We start from the raw sequence: 24996 nt of genomic DNA, 5'->3' as shown, positions 1-24996 counted from the left end.
GGCCCCCCCTAGCCTCTACTATCTGACGACCGTGAACCCTGAAGGAACTCAACCCCATGCTTTTTCTCTGGATCAAAGCGCTGCATATCGTCAGCGTAGTCTGCTGGTTCGCCGGCCTGTTTTACCTGCCGCGCTTGTTCGTCTACCACGCACAAAGCCAGGACAGCATCAGCCAGGAGCGCTTCGTGATCATGGAGCGCAAGCTGTACCGCGGCATCATGCTGCCAGCGATGATCGCCAGCCTGGTCTTCGGCATCTGGCTGCTGAGCCTTACCCCGGGCTTTCTCAGCCAGGGCTGGATGCACGCCAAGCTCACCCTGGTGGTGTTGCTGATCGGCTATCACCATATGTGCGGCGCGCAGCTCAAGCGCTTCGCCCGTGGCGAAAACAAACGCAGCCATGTGTTCTACCGCTGGTTCAATGAAGCGCCGGTGCTGGTCCTGCTGGCCGTGGTAATTCTGGTGGTGGTCAAACCGTTCTAACCTAAGCCCATACTCAGCCTCGGGAAACCTGCCATGTCATTGCCTGCCCTGCTCGAACAACGCCTGCGTCTGCCGGTCGTAGCGGCACCGATGTTTCTGATCTCCAACCCGCAACTGGTACTGGCCTGTTGCGCCAATGGCGTGGTCGGCAGTTTCCCGGCGCTGAACCAGCGCGATAGTGCTGGCTTCAAGGCCTGGCTCGAAGAAATCGAAACCGGCCTGGCAGCCCTCGACAAGCCTGCGCCCTATGCGGTCAACCTGATCGTGCACCAGAGCAACCCGCGCCTGCAGGCGGACCTGGCGCTGTGCGTCGAGCACCGGGTGCCAATCGTCATCACCAGCCTCGGAGCGGTGAAGGAGCTGGTCGATGCCGTACATGGCTACGGCGGCCTGGTGTTCCATGATGTGACCACTCGCCGGCATGCCGAGAAAGCCGCCGAAGCCGGCGTCGACGGTCTGATTGCCGTGGCGGCGGGCGCTGGAGGCCACGCCGGGACCTGGAGCCCGTTCGCCCTTGTTGCCGAAATTCGCCAGTTCTTCGACAAGACATTACTGCTGGCCGGCTGCATCAACCGTGGCCAGGAAATCCTTGCCGCGCAACTGCTGGGCGCCGACCTTGCCTACCTGGGCACGCGCTTTATCGCCACCCACGAGAGCCAGGCGCCGGGGCCCTACAAAGAAATGATGCTTGAAGCCAAGGCAGCCGATATCATCCACACCGCTGCGGTTTCCGGGGTGCCTGCCAGCTTCATGCGCCAGAGCCTGGAAAACGCCGGTTTCGACATGGCCGCCCTGCGCAGCCACACCGAGACCAAGCTCAAACCCATCGACGACGAGGCCAAGGCCTGGAAGACCGTCTGGTCTGCCGGACAAGGTGTCGGTGCCATCGACCAGCTGTGCTCGGTCGAGCAACTGATTGCCCGCCTGGATGCCGAGTACCGCCAGGCACACGCCTCGGCCACAGCCCTGAGCCGCCACTGGCCGGGCTGATTTACGCTTTATCACGGCAAAGGAAGCCTGCATGAACAACACCCTCACCTTCGCAAACGAGCTGATGAGCCCTCAAGGCCGAATCGGCCGGCTCCGCCTTCTGGCCTGGAGCCTGGGTTTGATTGCGGCCACCGTGGCCTTTGCGCTGTTGCTGGGCTGGGTGACTAGTGCAGTGTGGAAAGACGCTGCCGGCCTGATCCTGATTGCCGCCCTTATCGCTCGAATCATGAGCATGATCTTCTTCGTCAAGCGCCTGCACGACCTGAACTGGAGTGGCTGGTTCTGCTGGGCAGTGTTGTTGCCCTGGGTCGGCAACTTCCTGCTGCTGCTCCTGCTGCTGATACCTGGCAATCGAGGCAACAATCGCTTCGGACCTGCCCCGCCGCCCAACAGCATGTCCGTCGTTATACTGGCCTCGATGTGGCTGGTAGTGATCGTTGTCGCAGTGGTTTTGACCGTGTTCAGGCCCGGTATCTGAATCACACCGGCAGCACCTCAAGCCCGCTAGCTGTAAACTGCGCACTTTGGCCACCCTTCCCGACTGGAGAACTGCATGACCCGTTACGCCATGATCACCGGTGCCTCCAGCGGCTTGGGCCTGGCACTGGCCGAGGCGCTGGCACGTCGGGGACGCAATCTGATCCTGGTGGCCTGCCAGCGTGACCCGCTGGAAAGCATCGCCATCGAGCTGACCCAGCGTTTTGGCGTCGAAGTGCTGTTCCGCGCCTGCGACCTGGGCGAGCCCCTGCGCCTGTCGGGGTTCCTTCTGGAACTCGAAGAAAGCGAACGGCACATCGACTTGCTGGTCAACTGCGCCGGTATCCGTTCCTACGGGCATTTCCTCGCCCAGGAGTGGAGCGATGAACAGGACCTGATCGAGGTGAACATTCTTGCCCTGACCCGTCTCTGCCACGCCCTGGGTAATGCCATGGCGGTGCAAGGTGGCGGGCAGATCCTCAACGTTGCCTCCCTTGCTGCTTTCGCCCCCGGGCCGTGGATGAGCAGCTATGCGGCGAGCAAGGCTTATGTACTGCACTTTTCCGAAGGCCTGCGCGAAGAGCTCAAGCGCACGGGCATCAAGGTCTCGGTACTTTGCCCAGGCCCGGTGCGCTCGCCGTTGCGGCGCATCCCACGGTTGGAGAAAGGCCAGCGCTGCCTCAGCCCGGAAGAAGTCGCCCTGTACACCGTGCGTGCCCTGGACAAGAACCGCGCCCTGATCATCCCCGGCCGCCGTAACCGCTGGCTGGCCTTCAGCCCGCGCCTGCTGTCGCGCTGGGTAACGCGCAAGCTGGCCGGCGCCATCAACCAGGCCTATTGCCCTCGCTAATTTGCACAGAGCTGGGCGCAAGCGCCTGGCCTGCGTACACTCAAGTCCGATTACCCTCATGGAGCAACCGTAAGTGGAAACTCTGTTTACCAAGATCATCAACCGGGAAATCCCGGCCAAGATCATCTACGAGGACGACCAGGTTCTGGCCTTCCACGATATCGCCCCGCAGGCACCGGTACATTTTCTGGTCATCCCGAAAAAACCGATCCGCACGCTCAACGACCTCACCGAAGAAGACAAGGGCCTGGCCGGGCACATCCTCTTCACCGCTCAGCGGTTGGCCAAAGAGCTGGGCTGCGAAGACGGCTTTCGGGTGGTCATGAACTGCAATGAGCAAGGTGGGCAGACCGTCTACCACATTCATATGCACGTGCTTGGCCAGCGTCAGATGCACTGGCCACCGGGCTGATCCAGGGCAAGCCCCGACTTCGCGATTGGGGTAAACTGTCGGGCACATTCTTGCGGAGGTGCCCGATGGCTACCGAACGTCACTATTCCCCGCTCGACCGCTTGTTGCTGCAGGCCGACACCGCCATGCGCACCTTGCTGCCCTTCAGCGGCCAGCCTTCCCGACCGTCGCCGGCGATCATTCAGCCAGACGTCACTCTGGACGAAACGCAGACCCGCCATGTGGCCGGGCTCATGCGCATCAACCATACCGGCGAAGTCTGCGCCCAGGCGCTGTACCAGGGCCAGGCCCTGACCGCCAAGCTGCCCCAGGTACGCAAGGCCATGGAACACGCCGCCGAAGAAGAGATCGACCACCTGGCCTGGTGCGAGCAGCGTATTCGCCAGCTTGGCAGCCACCCCAGCGTGCTCAACCCGTTGTTCTATGGCATGTCCTTTGGCATTGGCGCCCTCGCCGGCCTGGTCAGCGACAAGGTCAGCCTGGGTTTTGTCGCCGCCACCGAGCATCAGGTCTGCAAGCACCTGGACGAACACCTGGAGCAGATCCCGGCCGAGGATGAAAAGTCCCGGGCAATTCTCGAGCAGATGCGCGTCGACGAAGAGCAACATGCCGAATCCGCACTGGATGCTGGCGGCTTCCGCTTCCCGGCACCAGTCAAGTTCGGCATGAGCCTGATGGCCAAGGTCATGACCAAAAGCACCTATCGTATCTAGGACCGCCGATGACAGAACGCTTCGATGCCAAGGACCTGGCCCGCGCAGTCAGTGCCGGCGTTCTGAACCCGGGCCAGGACCAGGCCCTGATTGAGTTTCTCAAGCGCCAGCCGCAAGCCCAGGCCAGTTTTCAACTGGCCCATGTGGCTTTTTACTTCGGCGCCTTGCTGATCATGGCCGCCATGGGCTGGTTGCTCAGCGAAGCCTGGATGCGCGTCGGTGACAGCGCCCTGCTGCTGGTTGCCCTGATCTACATCGGCGTGCTGACCCTGGGTGGCTTACTCATGCAGCGCCGCGGCCAGATCATCCCCGCTGGCGTGCTCGCCGCGGTGGCGGTGAGTATCGTGCCGCTGGCGGTGTTCGCGGTGGAACGTATCACCGGTTTCTGGCCACTGGACGATGCCCAGGGCAATTACCACAACTACTACACCTATGTGCAGGGCGGCTGGCTGCTGATGGAGGCGGCGACGGTACTGGCCGGCTTGTTGATGCTGCGGCTGATCCCTTTCCCATTCATCGTCATGCCGATCGCCGTGGCCTTGTGGTTCATGTCCATGGACCTGAGCGAATGGTTCTACGGCGAAGCCTTCGACTGGAATCAGCGGCGCACGGTGTCACTGTGGTTTGGCCTGGCGACGTTGCTGGTATTCCTGGTGGTCGACGGTCGCACTCGCCAGGACCACGCGTTCTGGGGTTATCTGGCCGGATTGCTGGCCTTCTGGTTCGGCTTGCCGCTGCTGGACACCGACAATGAATGGGACAAAGCCCTGTACTGCCTGATCAACCTCGGCCTGATGGGCGTTGCGCTGCTGCTGCGCCGACCGCTGTTCATGGTCTTTGGCGGCATGGGCGTGGCGATGTACCTGGGTTATCTGTCTTACCAGGTGTTTGCCGAATCGCTGCTGTTCCCGGTGGTACTGACCTTTATCGGCCTGGGCGTGATTGGCCTGGGCCTGCTGTATCAGAAACACCGCGATAATCTGAGCCGTTGGCTACGTGCACAAGTGCCGGAGGGTTTACTCAATCTATTGCCAGGACTGCGTCGCTGATGATCAGGCTGTTTTGTGTTCGCTTGTTGCAAAGCCTGGGTCTGGCGCTGGTGGCCTACCTGTTCGTGTGCCTGATGACCGCCAGCATGAGGGAAGCGCCCTTCAGCCTGACGCTGCCAGAAATCTCCCAACCTGATGGCAACAGTGCTTTCGACCTGCTGTTGTTCTCACTGCCCGGGCAACTGCTGTTCGTGTTGGTCGGCTGTTTTATCCACAGGCGGCGACTGCTCGGCGGGGTCTTTGCGCTGTTTGCCGCGCTGATTGCCTTGCTGCAGTGCCTGCTGTTTGCCGATGCCTTTGGCAATACCTGGAGCACAGCAGAAATCTTCGGCTTGCTTGGCTTTAACCTGCATTGGTTTTTGCTGGCGCTGGTTCCAGGGCTGGCCTGGCTGATTGGGCTGGAGCGCCTGCGCGTTTAGCCTGAGCGTGGGGCAAGCCCGCTCCTACAGAAGCGGGCTTGCTGACCATCAACCGAGCTCGACGATCTCGTAGCCATGGGTGATCTCGACACCGGCCCGGCCGAGCATGATCGAGGCCGAGCAATACTTCTCTGCCGACAACTCGACCGCGCGCTTGACCTGGGCTTCTTTAAGGCCACGGCCCTTGACCACGAAGTTCAGGTGGATCTTGGTGAACACCTTCGGGTCTTCACCGGCGCGCTCGGCTTCAAGAAACACTTCGCAGCTCTCCACCGCCTGGCGGGATTTCTTCAGGATGCTGACCACATCGAAGTTGCTGCAGCCACCCAGGCCCAGCAACAGCATTTCCATGGGCCGTACACCCAGGTTGCGGCCACCGGCCTCGGGCGGGCCGTCCATCACGACCACGTGGCCACTGCCCGATTCGCCCAGAAACATGGCTTCACCTGCCCACTGGATACGCGCCTTCATTACCTGGACTCCCTTGTTTGAAAAAAGGCTGCCAGCTTAGACCCTGCGGGCCCGGTGGAAAAGCTCAAGCGCATGAGTAAATCTGCCGATAGAAGGGCAAGCGTCTGATAAGCTGACGCCAAATCACTGGCGCTTATCGCCAGACTACCTATAAAAGTAAATGAAGCGTCGCCTCCTGACCGGGATCCAGCCATGGTTGCATCAGCCCTTCCAGCCAAGATCAAGAACATCGACAAGCTGCTGGTCCATTGCCAGCGCCGCCGCTATGCGGCCAAGAGCAACATCATCTGCGCCGGCGACAAGGCCGAAACCCTGTCGTTCATTATCAAGGGCTCGGTGACCATTCTCATTGAAGACGACGATGGCCACGAAATGATCATCGCCTACCTCAACAGTGGTGATTTCTTCGGTGAGCTCGGTCTGTTTGAACCGGCCGGGCAGGAACAACAGCGCAGCGCCTGGGTCCGGGCCAAAAGCGAATGTGAGGTTGCGGAAATCAGCTACGAGAAATTCCGCGAGCTGGCACGCCACGACCCGGAGATCCTCTACGCACTGGGCAGCCAGATGGCCCAGCGTCTGCGCAATACCACGCGCAAGGTCGGCGACCTGGCATTCTTCGACGTCACCGGCCGGGTAGCCCGCTGCCTGCTGGAGCTGTGCAAGCAGCCGGATGCAATGACCCACCCCGACGGTATGCAGATCAAGATCACCCGCCAGGAAATCGGCCGGATCGTTGGATGCTCACGGGAGATGGTCGGCCGCGTCCTCAAGGACCTTGAAGAGCGCAGCCTGGTACACGTCAAGGGCAAGACCATGGTGGTCTTTGGCACCCGTTAATCGCGGGCGATGCCCTTGGTCACCTCGGCATAGGCCTGGCCCAGCCGCTCGAGCAGCGGCGCCTGGGGCACCACTTCGTGCAGGGCGATGTGGCTGTCAGCCAGGCAGTGCTGCTCCAGTTCGCAGCATTCGTTGAAGCGGTTGACCGCTGCCACCATTGATTCGCGCTCGTTATCCAGCAACAACGCACCATGCACCAGTACCACCGGGCGCTTGCCTCCCAGGCCCTGGCGCCAGCGCTGGGCAGTGCCGACCAGCTTGCGGCCGTTGAGGTTGACGTTGTAGCGCCCATCACAGAACGCCCCTTCGATTTCCCCCACCGACGCCAGCCCACCCCATTCACGCAGCACATCACACAACGGCAGGCACAGGCGCTCGTAGGCGCTTTCTATGCGGCCGTGATCACCTTCGCTTTTTGGTGCTACGTATACCAGCGCGATGTTGATCACCGCAGGTGACTGCGGCACCGGCTCGCCACCGGTTTCGCGCAGCAGCACCGGCCAGCCAGCAATCGCAAGCTCCGCGCAGGCAGCCTCGAAACCGTCCAGGCGGCTCATGCGCCGGGGCATGACCAAGGCGCGGTCAGTCGGACGCCAGAACAACAGGCCATGATCCTTTTCGCCTTTGCATACAGCCGCCAACAACTCCTGCTCGGCGTGCAGCCCGGCCTCGACAGTGACATCAAGCACTTGATCAGTCATCGCATAAACCTTGTAGAGACAAAAAAGCCGGCATCGCCGGCTTCAGAGTTGAATCAGTCCAGGCCTTGCACCGGGTTCTGCACCACGCGCTCCGGGAAGAACAGGCGCTGCAGTTCCAGCCCCGGGTGCTCGGCACGCATGAACGCTTCGCCGACCAGGAAGGAGTACACCTCGTTGATTTCCATCAGCTCGACGTCGGCGCGGTTGAGGATGCCGCTCTCGGTGATGGCCAGGCGGTCACGAGGGATGCGCGGCAGCAGGTCGAGGGTGGTTTCCAGGCTGACTTCAAACGTGTGCAAGTTGCGGTTGTTGACGCCGACCAGTGGCGTGTCGAGAGTCTTCAGCGCCCGCTCCAGCTCGTCGCCGTCGTGCACTTCGACCAGGACGTCGAGGCCGACGCGCTTGGCGGTATCGGCAAGTTCGGCCATCTTCACGTCATCCAGCGCCGCAACGATCAGCAGCACACAGTCAGCGCCCAGGGCCCGGGCTTCGACGATCTGGTAAGGATCGATCATGAAGTCCTTGCGGATCACCGGCAGCTTGCACGCGGCGCGCGCCTGTTGCAGGTAGATGTCGCCGCCCTGGAAGTAGTCGACATCGGTCAACACCGACAGGCAGGTCGCCCCGCCCTTCTCGTAGCTGACGGCGATGTCGGCCGGAATGAAGTTTTCGCGGATCACACCCTTGCTGGGCGAGGCTTTCTTGATCTCGGCAATGACTGCCGGTTGCTTGCGCCTGGCCTGCTCAATCAGGGCCTTGGCAAAGCCGCGCGGGGCATCGGCGACTGCAGCCATGCGCTCCAGCTCGGCCAGGCTGACCCGGGCGCTGCGCTCGGCCACTTCCTCGACCTTGCGGGCAAGGATCTTTTCCAGAACCGTCGGCACACTCATCCTTCATTCTCCTGCTTGAATACCGCGGTAAAGGCACCGAGTTCTTCGAGTTTTTCCCGGGCGAGACCGGTGTGCAATGCATCATGAGCGAGCTCGACGCCTTGCTTGAGGCTCATGGCGTGGTCGGCAGCGTAAAGCGCGGCGCCGGCGTTGAGCACGATCATTTCCGCAGCCTTCTGGCCGTTCTCGGTCTTGCGCCGGCCCAAGGCATCGCGGATCAGCTCCAGCGACTTGGCCGGGCTCTCCACGGCCAGGCCGTGCAGGCTCTGGCTTTTCATGCCGAGGTCTTCGGGCTCGACCCAATATTCCGTGATCTGGTCATTCTTCAGTTCGGCAACGAACGTCGGCGCCGCCAGGCTGAATTCGTCCAGGCCGTCTTTCGAATGCACCACCAGCACATGCTTGCTGCCAAGGCGTTGGAGCACTTCAGCCAACGGACGGCATAGCGCCTGAGTGAACACGCCGACGACCTGGTGCTTGACCCCGGCCGGATTCGTAAGCGGGCCGAGCATGTTGAACAAGGTACGCAGGCCCAGGTCACGACGTGGGCCGGCGGCGTATTTCATCGCCTTGTGGTGGGTCTGGGCAAACATGAAGCCGATACCGACGCTGTCGATGCAGCGTGCCACTTGTACCGGCGTGAGGTTCAGGTAGATACCGGCTGCTTCCAGCAGGTCGGCACTGCCGCTCTTGCCCGAGACCGCACGGTTTCCGTGCTTGGCCACGGTGCAGCCGGCGGCGGCAACGACGAATGCCGAAGCGGTGGACACGTTGAAGATGTTGGCGCCATCGCCGCCGGTGCCGACCACGTCGACCACCTGGTCGAGGGTGTTGAGCTCGACCTTGTCGGCCAGCTCGCGCATCACTGAGACGGCACCGACGATTTCATCGATGCTCTCGCTCTTCATGCGTATGCCCATCAGGAAGGCGCCGATCTGCGCCTCGCTGCATTGGCCGGTCATGATTTCGCGCATGACATCGCGCATTTCTTCGGTGCTCAGGTCCAGGTGACCGACGATACGGCTCAGCGCGCTCTTGATATCCATGTTCAATCCTTAACGGCGGCCGCCGGTCTGCTTGAGGAAGTTGGCGAACAGCTCGTGGCCCTGCTCGGTGAGGATCGATTCGGGGTGGAACTGCACCCCTTCGATATTCAGCTCTTTATGCCGCAGGCCCATGATCTCGTCCACCGAGCCGTCTTCAAGGACGGTCCAGGCGGTCAGCTCCAGGCATTCGGGCAAGGTTTCGCGCTTGACCACCAACGAGTGGTAGCGGGTGACGGTCAGCGGGTTATTGAGGCCAGCGAACACGCCCTGGTCCTTGTGCAACACCGGGCTGGTCTTGCCATGCATCACCTGGCGGGCGCGCACTACATCACCACCGAAGGCCTGGCCAATGGACTGGTGGCCCAGGCATACGCCGAGGATCGGCAGCTTGCCGGCAAAGTGCTTGATGGCCTCCAGCGACACACCGGCTTCAGTCGGGGTGCACGGGCCGGGGGAGACGACAATGCGCTCGGGGTTCAGGGCTTCGATCTGGGCGATGGTCAGTTCGTCATTGCGAATGACCTTGACCTCTGCACCCAGCTCGCCGAGGTATTGCACGACGTTGTAGGTGAAGGAGTCGTAGTTGTCGATCATCACTAACATCTGGGTTCAACCTCTTGCATCTACTGACTTTGAATACATGCCTTTCGAAGTGCCTGTGCGCTGTGCAACAGGTGCTAGTTCGCCTGTGCGCACCAGCCACAGCCGGCTACAGCAGGTAAAGCGTTCAGAAAGGCAAAGCGGTACAGGGCCGGCGAACCGGCAAGAGATAAAGTCAGGCGCGCCAACGCCAACGGGCGTGGGCCTTGATAACGCGCATCAAGAGTTTGCTGACGATCAACACGGGGTAGGTCTCGTTCATACGTTCCCGCACAGTAGCCTACCGGCGCGGTCCACGCAATATGACCGAGGCATGCCGAAACGCTTTAGCGATGGAAGACGCGCGGAATGTTTTGCTAACGTCTTTAGGCGTCATCCGATAACAACAACGAAAAAGGATCTTTGCGATGTTGAAAGCGCGCTCACTGTTGCCCTGTGCATTCTCGCTTCTGGCCCTGGCCTGCTCCAGCGCCCATGCGGCCCCCTCCCCCTACTCGACCTTGATTGTCTTCGGCGACAGCCTTGCCGATGCCGGGCAATTCCCCGACGGTAACGGTGCGCCGGGCTCTACCCAGCGCTTTACCAACCGTATCGGCCCGACCTATGGCAACGGCGAGGCCTTCGGCGCGGTATCGCCCATGTTGCTCGGGGCGCAGCTGGGTATTGCTCCGACTGACCTGGGCGCTTCGACTTCACCGGTCAATGCCGCACTCGGTCGTCCTGACGGCAACAACTGGGCAGTGGGCGGCTACCGCACCGACCAGATTCTCGACTCGATCACCGGCACTTCCGACGTGATCATTCCACCAGGCAATCCCGGGGCCGGCACCGTGCTGCGCGAACGCCCGGGGTATCTGGCCGGCGGACTGCGCGCCGATCCCAACGCGCTTTACTACCTGACCGGCGGCGGCAACGACTTCCTCCAGGGGCAGATCACCAGCCCGGCCAGCGCCGCAGCCGCCGCCAATCGCCTGGCCGCCAGCGCCCAGGCCCTGCAGCAGGGCGGCGCGCAGTACATCATGGTCTGGTTGCTGCCCGACCTGGGCCTGACCCCGGCGATGAATGGCACCCCGATGCAAGGCCCGGCTTCGCAGCTGAGCAGCCTCTTCAACCAGCAACTGGTCGGCCAACTGAGCCTGATCGACGCACAAATCATTCCGCTCAACGTGCCACTGCTGCTCCAGGAAGCCCTGGCCACTCCGGCGCAGTTCGGCCTGGCCAGCGGTCAGAACCTGGTCGGCACCTGCTTCAGTGGCAACGGCTGCGTGCAGAACGCGACCTACGGCATCAACAGCGCCACGCCCGATCCGAGCAAGTTGCTGTTCAACGATTCGGTCCACCCCACCACTGCCGGGCAGGAGCTGATTGCCGACTACGCCTTTTCGATCCTCTCCGCACCATGGGAGCTGACGCTGCTACCAGAAATGGCCCACGCCAGCTTGCGCGCGCACCAGGATGAACTGCGCAACCAGTGGCAAGGCCACTGGCAACCGGTTGGCCAGTGGCAGGCAATCGTGGCTGCTGGTGGGCAGAATCTGGATATCGACAGCCAGCGCAGTTCCGCCAGCGCCGATGGCCATGGCTACAACCTGACCCTGGGCGGCAGCTACCGCCTGGATGACGCCTGGCGTATTGGTATTGCTACCGGCGTTTACCAGCAGAAGCTCGAAGCCGGCGAGCAAGACTCCGACTACAAGCTCGACAGCTACCTGGCCACCGCCTTCGTGCAGTTCCAGCAGAACCAATGGTGGGCAGATGCGGCCCTGACCGGCGGGCACCTGGACTACAGCGACCTGAAACGCACCTTCGCTCTGGGCGTGAACGATCGCAGCGAGAAAGGTGATACCGATGGCGAGCTGTGGGCGTTCGCCGCGCGCCTGGGATATGACCTCGCGGCTCCCGGCAGCCAGTGGAGCCTGTCGCCTTTCGTCAGCGCCGACTATGCGCGGGTGAAAGTCGATGGGTATTCGGAGAAAGGCACCCGCGCCACGGCCTTGAGCTATGACGATCAGGACCGTGAATCGCGGCGTCTGGGCCTGGGTTTGCAGGGCAAGTATCAGGCACGACCAAGCACCTTGCTGTTCGCCGAAGTGGCTCACGAGCACGAGTTCGAAGACGACCGCCAGGACCTGACCATCCACCTCAACAGCCTGCCGGGCAACGACTTCACCCTGACCGGCTATACCCCGCAGAGCAATCTGAATCGGGCAACCCTGGGCTTGAGCCAGACCCTCGCACCGGGGCTGGCCCTGCGCGGCAGCTACAACTGGCGCAAGAGTGACGAGCTGACCCAGCAAGGGATCAACCTGGCGTTGAGCCTGGAGTTCTAAGGAGGGGATACGGCGCCTGCCACAAGCAGGCGCCGTGGATCAGGCTCAGCTACGTGGTGTCTGCTCGGCCAGCGCCACCGCACGGAACATGGCCCGGCGCTTGTTGATGGTTTCTTCCCACTCAAGCGCTGGCACCGAGTCGGCAACGATACCGCCACCGGCCTGCACATGCAGCTCACCGTCCTTGATCACTGCGGTACGGATGGCAATCGCGGTGTCCATGTTGCCGTTCCAGGCAAAGTACCCCACCGCACCGCCGTAGACCCCGCGCTTGACCGGCTCCAGCTCGTCAATGATTTCCATGGCGCGGATCTTCGGCGCCCCGGACAAGGTGCCCGCCGGCAGGATCGCGCGCAGTGCATCCATGGCGCTCAGGCCCTGCTTCAGCTCGCCGGTGACGTTGGAAACAATGTGCATGACGTTGGAGTAGCGCTCGATCACCATCTTCTCGGTGACCTTGACCGAGCCGGTTTCCGAGACCCGGCCAGCGTCGTTACGGCCCAGGTCGATGAGCATCAGGTGCTCGGCGATTTCCTTGTCGTCGGACAGCAGGTCTTCTTCCAGCGCACGATCGGCTTCTTCGGTGGCACCGCGTGGGCGGGTTCCGGCGATCGGGCGAACGGTGACCAGGTTGTCCTCGACCCGCACCAGCACTTCTGGCGAGCTGCCCACTACATGGAAGTCGCCGAAGTTGAAGAAGTACATGTACGGCGTCGGGTTGAAGCAGCGCAGTGCCCGGTACAGGTCGATCGGCGCGGCCTTGAAGTCGATGGACATGCGCTGCGATGGCACCACCTGCATGCAGTCGCCAGCGAGGATGTACTCCTTGATGGTATCGACCGCACGCTCGTAGTCGCTCTGGGTAAAGCTGGAGCGGAACGCCGGCTCTGCCGGCAACGGGCCGCCCAGGTCCAGCCCGCGACGCGGGGCGATGGGCTGGCGCAGCTGTTCGAGCAGGCCTTCGAGACGGGCCAGGCCGTTTTCATAGGCCTGTTCCTGAGCCGGATCGGCGAGCACGATAGCGTGCATCTTGCCGGCCAGGTTGTCGAACACCACCACCGCGTCGGACACCATCAGCAGGATGTCCGGTACGCCCAGCGGATCAGGGTTCGGGCACTTGCCCAGGCGCCGCTCGACATAGCGCACGCAGTCATAACCGAAGTATCCGACCAGGCCACCATTGAAGCGCGGCAGGCCGGCGATGGTCGGCACCTGGTAGCGCTCCTTGAAGGCTTCGACGAAGGCCAGCGGATCTTCTACTTCATGCTGTTCGATCAGTTCACCGTCGTGGGTGATCCGGACCTGGTGATCATGCACCCGCAACACCGTACGGCACGGCAGGCCGATGATCGAGTAACGCCCCCACTTCTCGCCACCCTGCACCGATTCGAGCAGGTAGGAGTTGGGTTGATCAGCCAGTTTCAGGTAGATCGACAGTGGCGTGTCGAAGTCGGCCAGGGTTTCGCAGGCCAGGGGAATGCGGTTATAGCCGGCAGCGGCCAGGCGCAGGAATTCTTCGCGGGTCATGATAGCCTCGTGGCAAGCAGCAGATGGGTCAGGCAGGCAAGCAGGCCGGCATGTGCCGGCAGATGGCAGTCAGGCGCGCCAACGCCAGCGGGCCAGGGCCTTGATGACTTTCATCCAGAGTTTGCCGGTAACCGCCACGATGGAATCTCGATCTGAGGGGGATTGAACGTCCGCCAACGTTATCCCAGTGGCCGGATCTAAGCAACCAGGCAACAGCGCGCGCAGGTCGTCGATGACCAGGCACGGCGCCTCTTCGCTGATCGGCCGGCCATGGTTGTAGCCATAGGTCAGGCCGACGCACTTGACTCCAGCCGCTTTGGCCGCCAGCACATCGCTGCGCGAGTCGCCGACGAACAGGGCCTGCTCAGGCGCAACGCTGGCCATTTTCATGACAAACAGCAAGGCGGCAGGGTCGGGCTTTTTCTGCGGCAGGGTATCGCCGCCGATGATCCAGCGGAAATAGCGGCCGATCTTCATCTGATCGAGCAAGGGTGCAACGAAGCGCTCGGGCTTGTTGGTGATCAGGGCCATTTCCACGCCCTGCTTGTGCAACCACTTGAGGGTGTCGCGCACGCCGGGGTAGACCACCGTCAGCTCATGACTTTCGGCGTAGGCCTGCATGAACAACTCCAGGCCCCGCTCGGCTTCGTCGTCATCGACCGCTTCGTGGTCGATGCCACCAGCCAGGGCGCGACGCACCAGCACCGGCGCACCATTGCCGACCCAGTGGCGTACCGCCTCAAGGCCGGCGGGCTGACGCCCCATTGCGAGCAGCATGTTGTCCACCGCCGCTGCCAGGTCCGGTACCGAATCGATCAGGGTACCGTCCAGATCAAACATCACCAGTTTGGGCAGGGCGCCGGGGAACAGCTGCTCGAAGCCACTCATGGGCGGGCCAGGGCCAGTTCGGCGTGCATCTTGGCAATCACCTCACGGTAGTCCGGGGTGTTGAAGATCGCGGAACCGGCGACGAAGGTGTCGGCGCCCGCGGCGGCGATTTCACGGATGTTGTTGACGTTCACACCACCGTCGATTTCCAGACGGATGTCACGGCCACTGGCATCGATCAGCGCACGGGCTTCGCGCAGCTTGTCGAGGGTGCCGGGGATGAACTTCTGGCCACCGAAGCCCGGGTTGACGCTCATCAACAGGATCATGTCGACCTTGTCCATCACGTACTTGAGGGTGTCGAGCGGGGTCGCCGGGTTGAACACCAGGCCGGCCTTGCAACCGCCGTCGCGAATCAACTGTAGCGAACGATCGATGTGCAGGCTGGCTTCCGGATGGAAGGTAATGTAGCTGGCGCCCGCTTCGATGAAGTCGCCGATGATGCGGTCGACCGGACTGACCATCAGGTGCACATCGATCGGCGCGGTGATGCCGTACTTGCGCAGGGCGGTGCAGACCATCGGGCCGATGGTCAGGTTGGGCACGTAGTGGTTGTCCATCACATCGAAGTGAACGATGTCGGCACCCGCGGCCAGGACGTTGTCGACTTCCTCGCCCAGGCGGGCGAAGTCGGCAGAAAGAATCGAGGGGGCAATAGCGTAGGGCTGCATGGCGCACCTGTAGGCAGAATCACAGTGGCGCGCATTGTACCTCAGGGAAACAGTCTAGGGCTGACCGGTATCAAGGCGGTCGACGGATGTTCATCGCAGGGCAAGCCCGCTCCTATGGGAGCGGGCTTGCCCTGCGAAAAGGCCTCAACCCGGCTGCTGGGTACGCAACTTCTCGCTACGCCCACGCAACCACTCCAGGGTCAGCAACAGCACCACCGAGAAGGCAATCAACAAGGTTGCCGCTGCGGCGATGGTCGGGCTGAGGTTCTCGCGAATGCCGCTGAACATCTGCCGGGGCAGGGTCGCCTGCTCGGGACCGGCGAGGAACAGGGTGACCACTACCTCATCGAAAGACGTGGCGAAGGCGAACAGCGCCCCGGAAATCACCCCCGGCGCAATCAGCGGCAAGGTCACCCGACGGAACGTGGTCAGCGGCGAAGCACCCAGGCTGGCGGCGGCGCGCACCAGGTTATGGTTGAAGCCCTGCAGGGTCGCCGAGACGGTGATGATGACGAACGGCACACCGAGCACCGCATGCACCAGGATCAGCGAGATGAAGCTGTTGCCCATGCCCAGCGGGGCAAAGAACAGGTAGCTGGCCACACCGATGATCACCACCGGCACCACCATGGGTGAAATCACCAGGGCCATGATCAGCGACTTGCCCGGGAAATCACCCCGGGTCAGGCCGATCGAGGCCAGGGTCCCGAAGACCATCGCCAGCACCGTGGCGGCTGGCGCCACGATGATGCTGTTCTTCAGCGCCCGCATCCACTCGGCCGAGGCGAAGAAATCGTGGTACCACTGCAGCGAGAAGCCCTGCAGCGGGTAGACCAGGAAGCTGCCGGAGTTGAACGACAGCGGAATGATCACCAGCACCGGCAACACCAGGAACAGCAGGATCAGCCCGCAAAGGATGCGCAAACTGTAGAACCAGACCCGTTCGACGGGCGACATGTAGGGACTCAGCATGACAACGCTCCTCAGCTCAGGCGCAGGCGGCTGGCGCCGACCAGCCAGCTATAGATCAGGTAAAGCAGCACGGTGGCCAGCAACAGCAAGCCGCCCAGCGCGGTCGCCATGCCCCAGTTGATGCTGGTGTTGGTGTAGAAGGCCACGAAGTAGCTGACCATCTGATCGTTGGGGCTGCCAAGCAGCGCCGGGGTGATGTAGTAGCCGATGGCAAGGATGAACACCAACAGACAGCCCGCGCCTACACCAGCGTAGGTTTGCGGGAAGTACACCCGCCAGAAGCTGGCGAACGGATGACAGCCGAGGGAAATCGCCGCACGCATGTAGGTCGGCGATATGCCCTTCATCACGCTGTAGATCGGCAGGATCATGAACGGCAGCAGGATATGCACCATGGAGATGTACACCCCGGTGCGGTTGAACACCAGTTCCAGCGGCTTGTCGATGATGCCCATGGCCATCAGCGCGCTGTTGATCAGCCCGCCCGATTGCAGCAGCACGATCCAGGCCGCAACCCGAACCAGGATCGAAGTCCAGAACGGCAGCAGCACCAGAATCATCAGCAGGTTGCTCTGCCGGGTCGGCAGGTTGGCCAGCAGGTAGGCCAGGGGATAAGCCAGCACCAGGCAGATAGCGGTGATGACGAAGCCCATCCACAGGGTACGGGTGAAGATATCCAGGTAGATGGCCTGGTCCGGGGTGGCCTTGGCCAGCTCGCCGAGATCATCGATACGATGGTCGAGGGCCGCCAGCAGGTAAAACGGGGTGACGCTACTGGTGTTACGGCGAATCGCCTGCCAGTAGGCCGGATCGCCCCAGCGCTCGTCCAGTTCCTGCAGGGCTTCTTTATAGGAAGCCGGCTCGGTCTTGAACGGCAGCGCCCGGGCGGTCTTGGCCAGCAGGCTGCGATAGCCGGCCAGCTCCATGTTCAGGCGCTTGGAGGTATCGCCCAGGGTCTGGTTCTTGCGCGCCTGGGCAAGGTCTTCGCTCAGCGCCTTGTACACCGCCTCCCCTGGCAGGCCCTTGCCATCCCACTCGGCCACGGCGGTCACGGTCTGCGGCAAGCCGCCCACCACTTCCGGGTTACCCACGCTCTTGTACAACAACGCGGCAATCGGCACGAGGAACACCAACAGCAGAAACAGCGCCAGTGGCGCGATCAGCGCTTGCGCCTTCCAGCGGTTGACCCGCTCGGCACGCTTGAGGCGCTGCTTGAGGTTGGAACCGGCGCCTTCATTCAGGGGCACTGCGATGGCCATAGCGAACTCCGAAATCTTGAGAACAAGGAGCGCCGGCGGCAAGCCGACGCCCCATCAGCCGCCCTTACTTGGCAGCCCAGGCGTTGAAGCGTTGCTCCAGCTGCTCGCTGTTGTCCGCCCAGAACGCCACGTCGATCTGCACCTGGTTGGCGATGTTCTCCGGGGTGGTAGGCATGTCTTTCTTGATCTCGTCGGACAGCAGCGCGACCGCCTTGGAGTTGGCCGGGCCGTAGGCGATGTTCTGCGAATAGGTCTTCTGCTGTTCAGGCTGGACCGAATAGGCGATGAACTTCTTCGCCTGCTCGACATCTTTGGCGCCTTTCGGGATGGCCCAGGCGTCGAAGTCGTAGATACCGCCGTTCCAGACGACTTTCAGGTTGCTCTCTTTTTGCACGGCGGCAATGCGGCCGTTGTAGGCCGAACTCATGACCACGTCACCCGAGGCCAGGTATTGCGGTGGTTGCGCACCGGCTTCCCACCACTGGATGCTCGGCTTGAGTTCGTCGAGTTTCTTGAAGGCACGGTCCTGGCCTTCCTTGGTGGCGAGTACCTTGTAAACGTCCTTGGGCGCAACACCGTCGGCCATCAGGGCAAATTCGAGGGTGTACTTGGCGCCTTTGCGCAGGCCGCGCTTACCCGGGAACTGCTTGGTGTCCCAGAAATCCGCCCAACTGGTCGGCGCAGTCTTCAGCTTGTCGGCGTTGTAGGCCATGACCGTGGACCAGACGAAGAAGCCAACACCGCAAGGCTGGATAGCGCCGGGAACGTAGTCGGATTCGTTACCGAAAAGTGCAGGATCAAGCTCCTCGAACATGCCTTCGTCGCAACCACGGGCAAGCTCTGGCGATTCGACCTCCACCAGGTTCCACGACACGCTCTTGGTGTCGACCATGGCTTTGACCTTGGCCATTTCACCGTTGTACTCGCCAGCGACGATCTTGCCGTTGCCCGCCTTTTCCCATGGCTCGTAGAACGCCTTGACCTGGGCCGCCTTGTTGGCGCCGCCGAAGGAAATCACGGTCAGGTCGGCCGCCGCCATGGCCTGGGTTGCCGCGAACAGGCCCAGGGTCAGGGCGGTCAACTTCAAGTGTTTGCGCATTATTATTCTCTCCACAGTACAGGGTTGGTGAAGCAAACCTTCAATTGGCTTCCAGCAAAGGATCGAGCGCGCGGGCGTGCTCCACCTGCCAGCCAAGCGGTACCACATCGCCCACGGCCAGGGCCGGGTCGAGTTCGGCAATCGGCTGCTTCACGAAGAAATCGGCCTTGCCGCAGACTTCCAGGCGTACCCGCACGTGGTCGCCCAGGTAGATGAATTCGGCTACGCGCCCGGAGAAACGGTTGACGCAGCTTTCGCTGTGACCATTGAGGCGCACGCGCTCGGGGCGGATCGACAGGGTTACCGGCTCGCCGGCCTGGCCGACATTGACCGCCAACGCCTCGACCTTCTCGCCGCGCGGCAGCAGCACCTGGCAGCGCTCGCCGTCGTGGCTGAGCAGACGACCATTGATGCGGTTGTTTTCGCCGATGAAGTTGGCGACGAAGGTGTTCTTCGGCTCTTCATAGAGGGTGCGCGGGTCGGCGATCTGCTGGATCTCGCCCTGGTGGAACACCGCGACGCGGTCGGACATGGTCAGCGCTTCGCCCTGGTCGTGGGTGACGTAGACCACGGTGACGCCCAGGCGCTGGTGCAGATGCTTGATCTCCATCTGCATGTGTTCGCGCAACTGCTTGTCGAGGGCCCCCAGCGGTTCGTCCATCAGTACCAGTTGCGGCTCGAACACCAGCGCGCGGGCCAAGGCCACCCGCTGCTGCTGGCCACCGGAAAGCTGGCCGGGGTAACGCTGGGCGAAGGCGTCGAGCTGGACCATGTTGAGCACACGTTTGACCCGCTCGCTGATGTCGGTCTTGCTCAGGTTGCGCACGCTCAGGGGAAAAGCCAGGTTCTCGGCCACGGTCATGTGCGGGAACAGCGCATAGTTCTGGAACACCATGCCGATGTCGCGCTTGTGCGGCGGCACGTTGTTGATCGAACGGCCGGCCAGTTGAATCTCGCCTGCGGTCGGCGTTTCGAAGCCGGCCAGCATCATCAGGCTGGTGGTCTTGCCAGAACCGGACGGGCCGAGCAAGGTGAGGAACTCACCCTTGCGGATATCCAGGTTGAGGTCTTTGACGATCAGCGACTCGCCGTCGTAGCTCTTCTGCACACCACGGAAGCTGACCAGCACTTCGCCGGTTGCAGCGCTCGAATTCACCTCACTCATACCCGCACCTTTTTATTGGATGACTGCTGTATCCAAAGCCTAGTGAAGGCGGCAAGCGGCGCAAATCGGGGGTGGAGAGAGATTGATATCAGCGCGATGGAAGGCTTGGGGTAGGGATTTCCCTACAAGGGTGGCGTTTTTGGATATGTGCACGGCAGGTTAAAGGCTATCGCGGGGCAAGCCCGCTCCTACAGTCCCGCCCCTGTGGGAGCGGGCTTGCCCCGCGATGAGCTCAGCGCAATGTCGCTTCTGAAACACTCACAACAGTTTGTGCTCCATCGCATACTTCACCAATTCCGCCAGCGAGTTCACGTTGAGCTTCTGCATCAGCCGCGCCTTGTGGGTGCTGATGGTCTTGTTGCTCAGGGCCAGTTGCTGGGCAATGTCGTTGACGTTGGCGCCCTGGGCCAGGCGCTCGAACACCGAAAACTCGCGCTCCGACAGCAACGAATGCAACGGCCGTGCATCGGTCAGGCCGACCTCGAAGACCATGCGGTCGGCCAGGTCCGGGTCGATATAGCGCCCGCCACCGGCCACCCGACGAATGGCGGTCAGCAGCAGGGCCGGATCGCTGTCCTTGGTGGCATAGCCGGCAGCGCCGACCTTCAGCGCCCGCGCCGCCATCTGCGCTTCGTCGTGCATCGACAGCACCAGGATCGCCGGCGGGTTGTTCAAGGCGCGAATCCGTGGAATCGCCTCCAGGCCGTTGACCCCAGGCATGGAAATATCCAGCAGGACCACCTCGCACGCGGTATGGCGCAGGGTTTCCAGCAGTTGCTCGCCATTGCCGGCCTCCCCCGCTACCTGCATGTCCTTGGCCAGGCCGATCAACTGCTTGATGCCTTCACGGACAATGGTGTGGTCTTCGGCAACCAGTACTCGAATCACGCAATGCTCCTAATCCAGGGGGATGGCCACGCTCAGGCTGGTGCCCTCGCCCGGCTCGCTTTCCAGGGTCATGCTGCCGCCCAGCATGAGCACCCGCTCACGCATGCCGACCAGGCCAAATGAGCTTGGCCTACTTTGTTCCAGGACAAATCCTGCGCCATCGTCGATCACCGTCAGCCGCAAGGTCTGGCCGTCGAGGCTCAAACTGATCTGCACAGTATGCGCCTGGGCATGGCGCATGACATTGGTCAGCGCCTCTTGCAGAATGCGGAACAGGCCAATGGCCTTGGCATCACTCAAGGGTGGCGGGTTTTCCAGCACTTGCACCAGGCAAGGGATCTGCGTGCGCGCTTCGAAGCGCCGGGCCTGCCACTCAATGGCCGAAGCGATGCCGGCATCGAGGATCGGCGGACGCAGGGCGGTGGCCACATCGCGCACCAGCTGGAACAGCTGGGCGATCAGGCGTTTCATGCTGCCCAGGCGCTCGTTGAGGCCGGGATCCAGCTCGGCGTAGGCCAGTTCGCACATGGAGGTTTCCAGCTTCAGTACTGTGAGCATCTGCCCCAGTTCATCGTGCACTTCCCGCGCTATACGGGCTTTTTCTTCCTCACGAACGCTTTCCAGGTGCGCCGACAGTTCACGCAGCTGTTCCTGGGAGCGGGCCAGTTCGAGCTCGACGCGCTTGCTCTGGCTGATATCCCAGACCACCCCGTCCCAGACCACCCGGCCATCCACCAACGTCCGGGTGCTGGCCTTGATATCGGCCCAGCGCTGTTCACCCTGGCGGGTCAGGATCCGCCCCTGCCAGGACCAATCGCTGTCAGTGGCCAGGGCCAGGTCCTGGACCCGGTGATACTCGGCGCGATCGTCCGGGTGCACGAGGTTGCGCAGGCCCATGTCCGGGTGTTGCAACGCCGCAGGCGGATAGCCCACCAGGGCTTCGCTGCCTTCACTGATATAGGGGAATTCCAGCTCGCCTTCGGCCGGGTTGCGTTCGAGGCGAAACACCAGGCCCGGCACGTTGCCGGCGATGCCCTTGAGCCGCGCCTCGCTCTCGCGCAATGCCGCCAATGCCCGTCGGCGCTCGGTGACGTCGGCGAGAAACACCACCAGGTACTCGGCATCGCGAAAACGCAGGAAGCTCAGCGACACATCCACCGGCAACAGGCTGCCATCGGCGCGCAGGCACCGGGTTTCAAAGTGCTGAGGGGCTTCATCGCTGGTTCGGGCGCGCTTCCACAGGTCGAGCCAGCGGTCCATGTGCAGGGTCGGCTCGAAATCGATCAGCGGCCGATCGATCAGAGCCCCCGAAGCGTAACCAAGCATGCTTTCAGCGGCCCGGTTGGCGTAGCGTACATGGCTGTCCCAGTTGACCCAGAGAATACCCACGGTGCTCTGGTCGATGGAGAACTGGCTCAGGCGCAGGGCTTCTTCGCGGGCCTGACGCTGGGCCAGGGTGTCGCGGGTGGCCAGCAGGCTGTGTTCGAGCTGATGCAGTTGCCGACGCTGCCAGATGACGATGGCCACACAACTGAGCAGCAGTGCCGCCAGCAGCAGGCCGAGGTTCTGCCAGAATCCCGGGGATTCGCTCAGGCGCGGGTATTTTGGCTCCAGCCAGCGCTGGTGCAGTTGTTCCAAGTCCTTGGCCGGAACAGCCTGCAGGCCGCGTTCAACAATCCCGGCAAGCTCGGGCCAGTCCCGCCGCGAGCCCACCCGTAACAATTGCGGCAGGCCGATATCACCGACCACCACCAGTTCGCTGAACTCGCTTTCCCGTGACAGGCGGCTCAATTGCGCCTCATCCACCACGGCAAATCTTGCTTGCTCGCTGAGCACCAACTGCAAGGCCTGGCGCTCTTGAGGCACCCCTTGCAAATTCAGGTTCGTATAGGTGGCACGCAGATAGTCGGCAACGGTGCTGGGCATGCGCACGGCGACCCGATCGGTACTGGCCAGTTTCTCCAGATCCACCGCCACTGCGCCGGTACGCGGCCCGACGATCAGTTGCGGTACCCGCATGTAAGGGTCGCTGAACAACCACAGACGCAAGCTGGCCGGTGTCTGGGTCAGACCCGGGGCAAGATCGACTTCACCGGCCAGCAGCGCATGCTCCAGTGCCGCCTGGTCAGGAAAGTTGCGCCAGGTGAGGTCCAGCCCCAGCGAGCGGCCGAGCCAGTTCATCAGCTCGACGTTAACCCCGTAGAGCTGCTGCAAACGCCGATCGAACTGGGCAAAGGGTGCTTGCAGCACCAGCCCGACCCGCAGGCTGCGATGCTGCTCAAGCCACTGTTGCTGGGCAGGCTCCAGCACAACCTGCGCAGGCGCGGCAGCCGAAGCTGCCCCCGTGATCAAGGGCAGACAAAAACAGCCGATAAGCAACAGGCAGCGCAAAAGTTTCATCTGCACTCTCATCAAGGGTAGGACGGCCACCGAGCATGGCCGTCCCGAGCAAATACTATTAGGCTGCCGGTATTAATCTGGCCTGGATCGATCCATGTTCGCACTTTATCGCACGACGCTGCCGGCGTTATGCCTGTCACTGATACTACCTTGTACCGCACAAGCGGCAGCTGGCGAAACGCCAGAAGCTGCCGCCGACAGCAAACCTGCCGCTGTCGAACGCCAACCGCTGGCCGAACGCAGCCAGGAAGATGCCCTGGCCCTGGAGCGCCAGGTTCCTCAGGCTGAACAGCAAACCCTGCAGGCCGGCAGCGACAGCTTCCTGGCCCTGTGGAAGCCAGCCAACACCGCCGAGCCCGAAGGCGCCCTGATTATTCTCGCCGGTGCCGGCGAAAATGCCGATTGGCCAAAGACCGTCGGCCCGTTGCGGCGCAAGTTTCCCGATGCCGGTTGGCACAGCCTGAGCCTGGCCCTGCCAGACCTGCTGACCAACAGCCCGCAAGCGCGCATCGAAGCAGCGCCGGCGCCGGCGCAAAAGGCCGAGCAAGGCGAAAGCGCGCCGGTCAAGGACACCCCGGCCAATGCCAATGCCAGTATCGAACAGGCCACGGCCGCCGAAAACGACAACAGCGAAAGCGTCGAGCAGGCAAAGGCGCCGGTCGAGAATGACAAGGCCGATGCCGAACGTATCTTCAATCGCCTCGATGCCGCCGTTGCCTACGCCCAGCAGCAAAATGCTCGCAGTATCGTCCTGCTCGGCAACGGCAGCGGTGCTTATTGGGCAGCCCGCTACCTGAGCGAGCGGCAACCGGCGCAGGTACAGAAGCTGGTGATGGTCGCCGCACAGACGCCGACTCAGGCCGAACACGGCCTGGACAGCCTGGCGCCGACGTTGAAAGTGCCGACTGCAGACTTTTTCTATGCCACCCTGCCTCAGGCCAAGCGCGCGGCCGAACAGCGCCTGCAAGCCAGTAAACGCTTGAAGGACGCCAACTACCGCCAGGTCAGCCTGACCGCCGTGCCGGGCAACAGCGCAGCGGAACAGGAACAACTGTTCCGCCGCATCCGTGGCTGGCTGAGCCCGGAAAAACTCGACTAGAAGCCGCGGCGCTTGCGAATGACGGCGTAGGCCTGATGCAGCTCGCGGGTACGTTCGGTTGCCTCGCGAATCTGCAAAGGGCTGGCGCCATTGCCCACCAGCTTGTCCGGATGGTGGCGGCTGAGCAGCCGCCGATAGGCTTGCTTGATCTGCCCGGCGTCGGTTTCTGCACTGACCCCGAGCATCCGCAAGGCCTGCGGATAGCCCAGGATACCGTCGGCCAGCGCCGCCTTCTGCGGTTCGTAGTCCAGCGCCAGGGCCTGGACCTTGGCCGACGACCAGCCCAGGGCCTGGCCCCACGCCAGTAACAGCTCACGCTCGTGCCGGCCGGCCTGGCCATCGGCCCAGACCATGCGCCAGCAAGCACGCAACATGCCTTCGGCGGCATGAGGCTGTTGCTTCAGACGCCGCAAGTGCGCACCCAGGCGCTCTTTGCCGCGCTTACCGCGATTGAAGGCAGCAATGGCGCGGCGCCTGGCCGGCTCGTTCATCTCCAGCCGCTGCATCTCCACCCGCGCCTGCTGGATATGGCCATCGACCACGCGCCCGTCGCTCTTGGCCAGGCGCCCGAGCAGCACGAACAGTACTTCGTCGTCGCGCAACACCGGCCGCCCTCCCAGGCGTTCGCGCACATGCGCCCAACTGTGCAACTGCAAACGGCGGTCCATCGCCTGACCCAGCAACGCCCCCAGCAAAGCCCCTGGAATACTGGCGATGGCAAAGCCTGCCCCGGCACCTATCACTGTGCTCGGCCACAACAT

The 24996-nt window shown here is 62.5% G+C and carries 26 protein-coding genes; 11 read left to right on the top strand and 15 right to left on the bottom strand.

Translation table 11 applies throughout. The annotated features are described in order from the left end of the window. Positions 1–56: 56 nt before the first annotated feature. The 8 genes from hemJ (at position 57) to JV241A_RS01895 (ending at position 5392) form a co-directional block, all read left to right on the top strand. Positions 57–482 carry a protoporphyrinogen oxidase HemJ gene (gene hemJ / locus JV241A_RS01930; RefSeq protein WP_115085056.1) on the top strand — a complete coding sequence of 142 codons (426 nt, stop codon included), beginning with the start codon at positions 57–59 and terminating at the stop codon, positions 480–482. 33 nt (positions 483–515) lie between these two features. Beyond that, entirely contained in the window at positions 516–1472 is a 957-nt protein-coding gene (locus tag JV241A_RS01925; protein ID WP_115085055.1) for a nitronate monooxygenase family protein, read from the top strand. A 31-nt stretch (positions 1473–1503) separates the two neighbouring features. Further along, on the top strand, positions 1504–1950 hold the full coding sequence (locus JV241A_RS01920) for a DUF805 domain-containing protein (protein WP_134061279.1): 447 nt from the start codon (positions 1504–1506) through the stop codon (positions 1948–1950). A 75-nt stretch (positions 1951–2025) separates the two neighbouring features. After that, entirely contained in the window at positions 2026–2799 is a 774-nt protein-coding gene (locus tag JV241A_RS01915; protein ID WP_134061278.1) for an SDR family oxidoreductase, read from the top strand. Between the two features lie 73 nt (positions 2800–2872). Then, positions 2873–3211, top strand: coding sequence for a histidine triad nucleotide-binding protein (locus tag JV241A_RS01910; protein ID WP_038998468.1), 339 nt, complete (start codon positions 2873–2875; stop codon positions 3209–3211). A 65-nt stretch (positions 3212–3276) separates the two neighbouring features. Next, positions 3277–3924 carry a 2-polyprenyl-3-methyl-6-methoxy-1,4-benzoquinone monooxygenase gene (gene coq7 / locus JV241A_RS01905; RefSeq protein ID WP_038998467.1) on the top strand — a complete coding sequence of 216 codons (648 nt, stop codon included), beginning with the start codon at positions 3277–3279 and terminating at the stop codon, positions 3922–3924. Positions 3925–3932: 8 nt separating this feature from the next. Next, a complete protein-coding gene (locus JV241A_RS01900; protein WP_134061277.1) occupies positions 3933–4973 on the top strand; it encodes a DUF2157 domain-containing protein in 1041 nt (346 codons plus the stop codon). Beyond that, a complete protein-coding gene (locus tag JV241A_RS01895; protein WP_115085051.1) occupies positions 4973–5392 on the top strand; it encodes a hypothetical protein in 420 nt (139 codons plus the stop codon). The genes JV241A_RS01900 and JV241A_RS01895 overlap by 1 nt, the downstream gene beginning before the upstream one ends. A gap of 48 nt (positions 5393–5440) precedes the next feature. Here JV241A_RS01895 and JV241A_RS01890 read toward each other — a convergent pair whose 3' ends face one another. Next, positions 5441–5863: an OsmC family protein gene (locus JV241A_RS01890; protein ID WP_115085050.1), complete on the bottom strand. Its 423-nt coding sequence runs from the start codon at positions 5861–5863 to the stop codon at positions 5441–5443. Between the two features lie 192 nt (positions 5864–6055). Between JV241A_RS01890 and crp the strand changes: the two genes are divergently transcribed. Beyond that, positions 6056–6700, top strand: coding sequence for a cAMP-activated global transcriptional regulator CRP (gene crp / locus JV241A_RS01885; protein WP_115085049.1), 645 nt, complete (start codon positions 6056–6058; stop codon positions 6698–6700). On the opposite strand, the gene JV241A_RS01880 is transcribed toward crp, so the two are convergent. The 4 genes from JV241A_RS01880 to JV241A_RS01865 are packed head-to-tail and all read right to left on the bottom strand — an operon-like array spanning position 6697 to position 9940. Beyond that, positions 6697–7401, bottom strand: a complete 705-nt coding sequence (locus JV241A_RS01880) for a lipoate--protein ligase family protein (RefSeq protein ID WP_134061276.1) — start codon at positions 7399–7401, stop codon at positions 6697–6699. The two genes, crp and JV241A_RS01880, sit on opposite strands and share 4 nt — an antisense overlap. Positions 7402–7454: 53 nt before the next feature. Further along, a complete protein-coding gene (trpC, locus tag JV241A_RS01875) occupies positions 7455–8291 on the bottom strand; it encodes an indole-3-glycerol phosphate synthase TrpC (protein WP_115085047.1) in 837 nt (278 codons plus the stop codon). After that, complete coding sequence (gene trpD / locus JV241A_RS01870; RefSeq protein ID WP_115085046.1) at positions 8288–9337, bottom strand: anthranilate phosphoribosyltransferase; 1050 nt, start codon at positions 9335–9337, stop codon at positions 8288–8290. Before trpD ends, trpC begins: the two co-directional genes overlap by 4 nt. Before the next feature lie 9 nt (positions 9338–9346). Then, positions 9347–9940: an aminodeoxychorismate/anthranilate synthase component II gene (locus tag JV241A_RS01865; RefSeq protein WP_134061275.1), complete on the bottom strand. Its 594-nt coding sequence runs from the start codon at positions 9938–9940 to the stop codon at positions 9347–9349. 404 nt (positions 9941–10344) lie between these two features. On the opposite strand from JV241A_RS01865, the gene estP reads away from it, so the two are divergent. Further along, complete coding sequence (gene estP / locus JV241A_RS01860) at positions 10345–12267, top strand: esterase EstP (RefSeq protein ID WP_134061274.1); 1923 nt, start codon at positions 10345–10347, stop codon at positions 12265–12267. 45 nt (positions 12268–12312) lie between these two features. Here the strand turns inward: estP and trpE are convergent, their stop codons facing one another. From trpE to JV241A_RS01815, 9 genes are all read right to left on the bottom strand, one after another. Beyond that, entirely contained in the window at positions 12313–13794 is a 1482-nt protein-coding gene (gene trpE / locus JV241A_RS01855; protein WP_115085043.1) for an anthranilate synthase component I, read from the bottom strand. Positions 13795–13863: 69 nt separating this feature from the next. Continuing rightward, complete coding sequence (locus tag JV241A_RS01850; RefSeq protein ID WP_115085042.1) at positions 13864–14682, bottom strand: phosphoglycolate phosphatase; 819 nt, start codon at positions 14680–14682, stop codon at positions 13864–13866. Beyond that, positions 14679–15353 carry a ribulose-phosphate 3-epimerase gene (gene rpe, locus JV241A_RS01845; RefSeq protein ID WP_115085041.1) on the bottom strand — a complete coding sequence of 225 codons (675 nt, stop codon included), beginning with the start codon at positions 15351–15353 and terminating at the stop codon, positions 14679–14681. Before rpe ends, JV241A_RS01850 begins: the two co-directional genes overlap by 4 nt. Positions 15354–15497: 144 nt before the next feature. After that, positions 15498–16325 (bottom strand): ABC transporter permease, encoded by an 828-nt coding sequence (locus JV241A_RS01840; RefSeq protein WP_010221459.1) that lies wholly within the window; start codon positions 16323–16325, stop codon positions 15498–15500. A gap of 11 nt (positions 16326–16336) precedes the next feature. Next, on the bottom strand, positions 16337–17584 hold the full coding sequence (locus tag JV241A_RS01835) for an ABC transporter permease (protein WP_036995062.1): 1248 nt from the start codon (positions 17582–17584) through the stop codon (positions 16337–16339). Positions 17585–17648: 64 nt separating this feature from the next. After that, positions 17649–18683, bottom strand: a complete 1035-nt coding sequence (locus tag JV241A_RS01830; RefSeq protein ID WP_134061273.1) for an ABC transporter substrate-binding protein — start codon at positions 18681–18683, stop codon at positions 17649–17651. Positions 18684–18723: 40 nt separating this feature from the next. Next, positions 18724–19848, bottom strand: coding sequence for an ABC transporter ATP-binding protein (locus JV241A_RS01825; protein ID WP_038998451.1), 1125 nt, complete (start codon positions 19846–19848; stop codon positions 18724–18726). A gap of 258 nt (positions 19849–20106) precedes the next feature. Next, positions 20107–20736, bottom strand: coding sequence for a response regulator transcription factor (locus JV241A_RS01820; RefSeq protein WP_115085040.1), 630 nt, complete (start codon positions 20734–20736; stop codon positions 20107–20109). A 9-nt stretch (positions 20737–20745) separates the two neighbouring features. Continuing rightward, complete coding sequence (locus JV241A_RS01815; RefSeq protein WP_134061272.1) at positions 20746–23136, bottom strand: sensor histidine kinase; 2391 nt, start codon at positions 23134–23136, stop codon at positions 20746–20748. 94 nt (positions 23137–23230) lie between these two features. Here JV241A_RS01815 and JV241A_RS01810 point away from each other — a divergent pair, with 94 nt between their 5' ends. After that, positions 23231–24235 carry an alpha/beta hydrolase family protein gene (locus tag JV241A_RS01810; protein ID WP_134061271.1) on the top strand — a complete coding sequence of 335 codons (1005 nt, stop codon included), beginning with the start codon at positions 23231–23233 and terminating at the stop codon, positions 24233–24235. On the opposite strand, the gene JV241A_RS01805 is transcribed toward JV241A_RS01810, so the two are convergent. Further along, entirely contained in the window at positions 24232–24996 is a 765-nt protein-coding gene (locus JV241A_RS01805) for a TerB family tellurite resistance protein (protein ID WP_115085037.1), read from the bottom strand. The two genes, JV241A_RS01810 and JV241A_RS01805, sit on opposite strands and share 4 nt — an antisense overlap.

The sequence above is a fragment of the Pseudomonas sp. JV241A genome (assembly GCF_900275665.1).
In the GTDB taxonomy this organism is placed as follows: Bacteria; Pseudomonadota; Gammaproteobacteria; order Pseudomonadales; family Pseudomonadaceae; genus Aquipseudomonas; species Aquipseudomonas wadenswilerensis.
This window is presented reverse-complemented; position numbering and strand designations above follow the sequence as displayed.

What these genes read in the sequence shown, in the direction of transcription:
- hemJ (WP_115085056.1), top strand. Translation starts at nt 57, where the DNA reads ATGCTTTTTCTCTGGATCAAAGCGCTGCATATCGTCAGCGTAGTCTGC.
- JV241A_RS01925 (WP_115085055.1), top strand. Translation starts at nt 516, where the DNA reads ATGTCATTGCCTGCCCTGCTCGAACAACGCCTGCGTCTGCCGGTCGTA.
- JV241A_RS01920 (WP_134061279.1), top strand. Translation starts at nt 1,504, where the DNA reads ATGAACAACACCCTCACCTTCGCAAACGAGCTGATGAGCCCTCAAGGC.
- JV241A_RS01915 (WP_134061278.1), top strand. Translation starts at nt 2,026, where the DNA reads ATGACCCGTTACGCCATGATCACCGGTGCCTCCAGCGGCTTGGGCCTG.
- coq7 (WP_038998467.1), top strand. Translation starts at nt 3,277, where the DNA reads ATGGCTACCGAACGTCACTATTCCCCGCTCGACCGCTTGTTGCTGCAG.
- JV241A_RS01900 (WP_134061277.1), top strand. Translation starts at nt 3,933, where the DNA reads ATGACAGAACGCTTCGATGCCAAGGACCTGGCCCGCGCAGTCAGTGCC.
- JV241A_RS01895 (WP_115085051.1), top strand. Translation starts at nt 4,973, where the DNA reads ATGATCAGGCTGTTTTGTGTTCGCTTGTTGCAAAGCCTGGGTCTGGCG.
- JV241A_RS01890 (WP_115085050.1), bottom strand. Translation starts at nt 5,863, where the DNA reads ATGAAGGCGCGTATCCAGTGGGCAGGTGAAGCCATGTTTCTGGGCGAA.
- crp (WP_115085049.1), top strand. Translation starts at nt 6,056, where the DNA reads ATGGTTGCATCAGCCCTTCCAGCCAAGATCAAGAACATCGACAAGCTG.
- JV241A_RS01880 (WP_134061276.1), bottom strand. Translation starts at nt 7,401, where the DNA reads ATGACTGATCAAGTGCTTGATGTCACTGTCGAGGCCGGGCTGCACGCC.
- trpC (WP_115085047.1), bottom strand. Translation starts at nt 8,291, where the DNA reads ATGAGTGTGCCGACGGTTCTGGAAAAGATCCTTGCCCGCAAGGTCGAG.
- trpD (WP_115085046.1), bottom strand. Translation starts at nt 9,337, where the DNA reads ATGGATATCAAGAGCGCGCTGAGCCGTATCGTCGGTCACCTGGACCTG.
- JV241A_RS01865 (WP_134061275.1), bottom strand. Translation starts at nt 9,940, where the DNA reads ATGTTAGTGATGATCGACAACTACGACTCCTTCACCTACAACGTCGTG.
- estP (WP_134061274.1), top strand. Translation starts at nt 10,345, where the DNA reads ATGTTGAAAGCGCGCTCACTGTTGCCCTGTGCATTCTCGCTTCTGGCC.
- trpE (WP_115085043.1), bottom strand. Translation starts at nt 13,794, where the DNA reads ATGACCCGCGAAGAATTCCTGCGCCTGGCCGCTGCCGGCTATAACCGC.
- JV241A_RS01850 (WP_115085042.1), bottom strand. Translation starts at nt 14,682, where the DNA reads ATGAGTGGCTTCGAGCAGCTGTTCCCCGGCGCCCTGCCCAAACTGGTG.
- rpe (WP_115085041.1), bottom strand. Translation starts at nt 15,353, where the DNA reads ATGCAGCCCTACGCTATTGCCCCCTCGATTCTTTCTGCCGACTTCGCC.
- JV241A_RS01840 (WP_010221459.1), bottom strand. Translation starts at nt 16,325, where the DNA reads ATGCTGAGTCCCTACATGTCGCCCGTCGAACGGGTCTGGTTCTACAGT.
- JV241A_RS01835 (WP_036995062.1), bottom strand. Translation starts at nt 17,584, where the DNA reads ATGGCCATCGCAGTGCCCCTGAATGAAGGCGCCGGTTCCAACCTCAAG.
- JV241A_RS01830 (WP_134061273.1), bottom strand. Translation starts at nt 18,683, where the DNA reads ATGCGCAAACACTTGAAGTTGACCGCCCTGACCCTGGGCCTGTTCGCG.
- JV241A_RS01825 (WP_038998451.1), bottom strand. Translation starts at nt 19,848, where the DNA reads ATGAGTGAGGTGAATTCGAGCGCTGCAACCGGCGAAGTGCTGGTCAGC.
- JV241A_RS01815 (WP_134061272.1), bottom strand. Translation starts at nt 23,136, where the DNA reads ATGAAACTTTTGCGCTGCCTGTTGCTTATCGGCTGTTTTTGTCTGCCC.
- JV241A_RS01810 (WP_134061271.1), top strand. Translation starts at nt 23,231, where the DNA reads ATGTTCGCACTTTATCGCACGACGCTGCCGGCGTTATGCCTGTCACTG.
- JV241A_RS01805 (WP_115085037.1), bottom strand. Translation starts at nt 24,996, where the DNA reads ATGTTGTGGCCGAGCACAGTGATAGGTGCCGGGGCAGGCTTTGCCATC.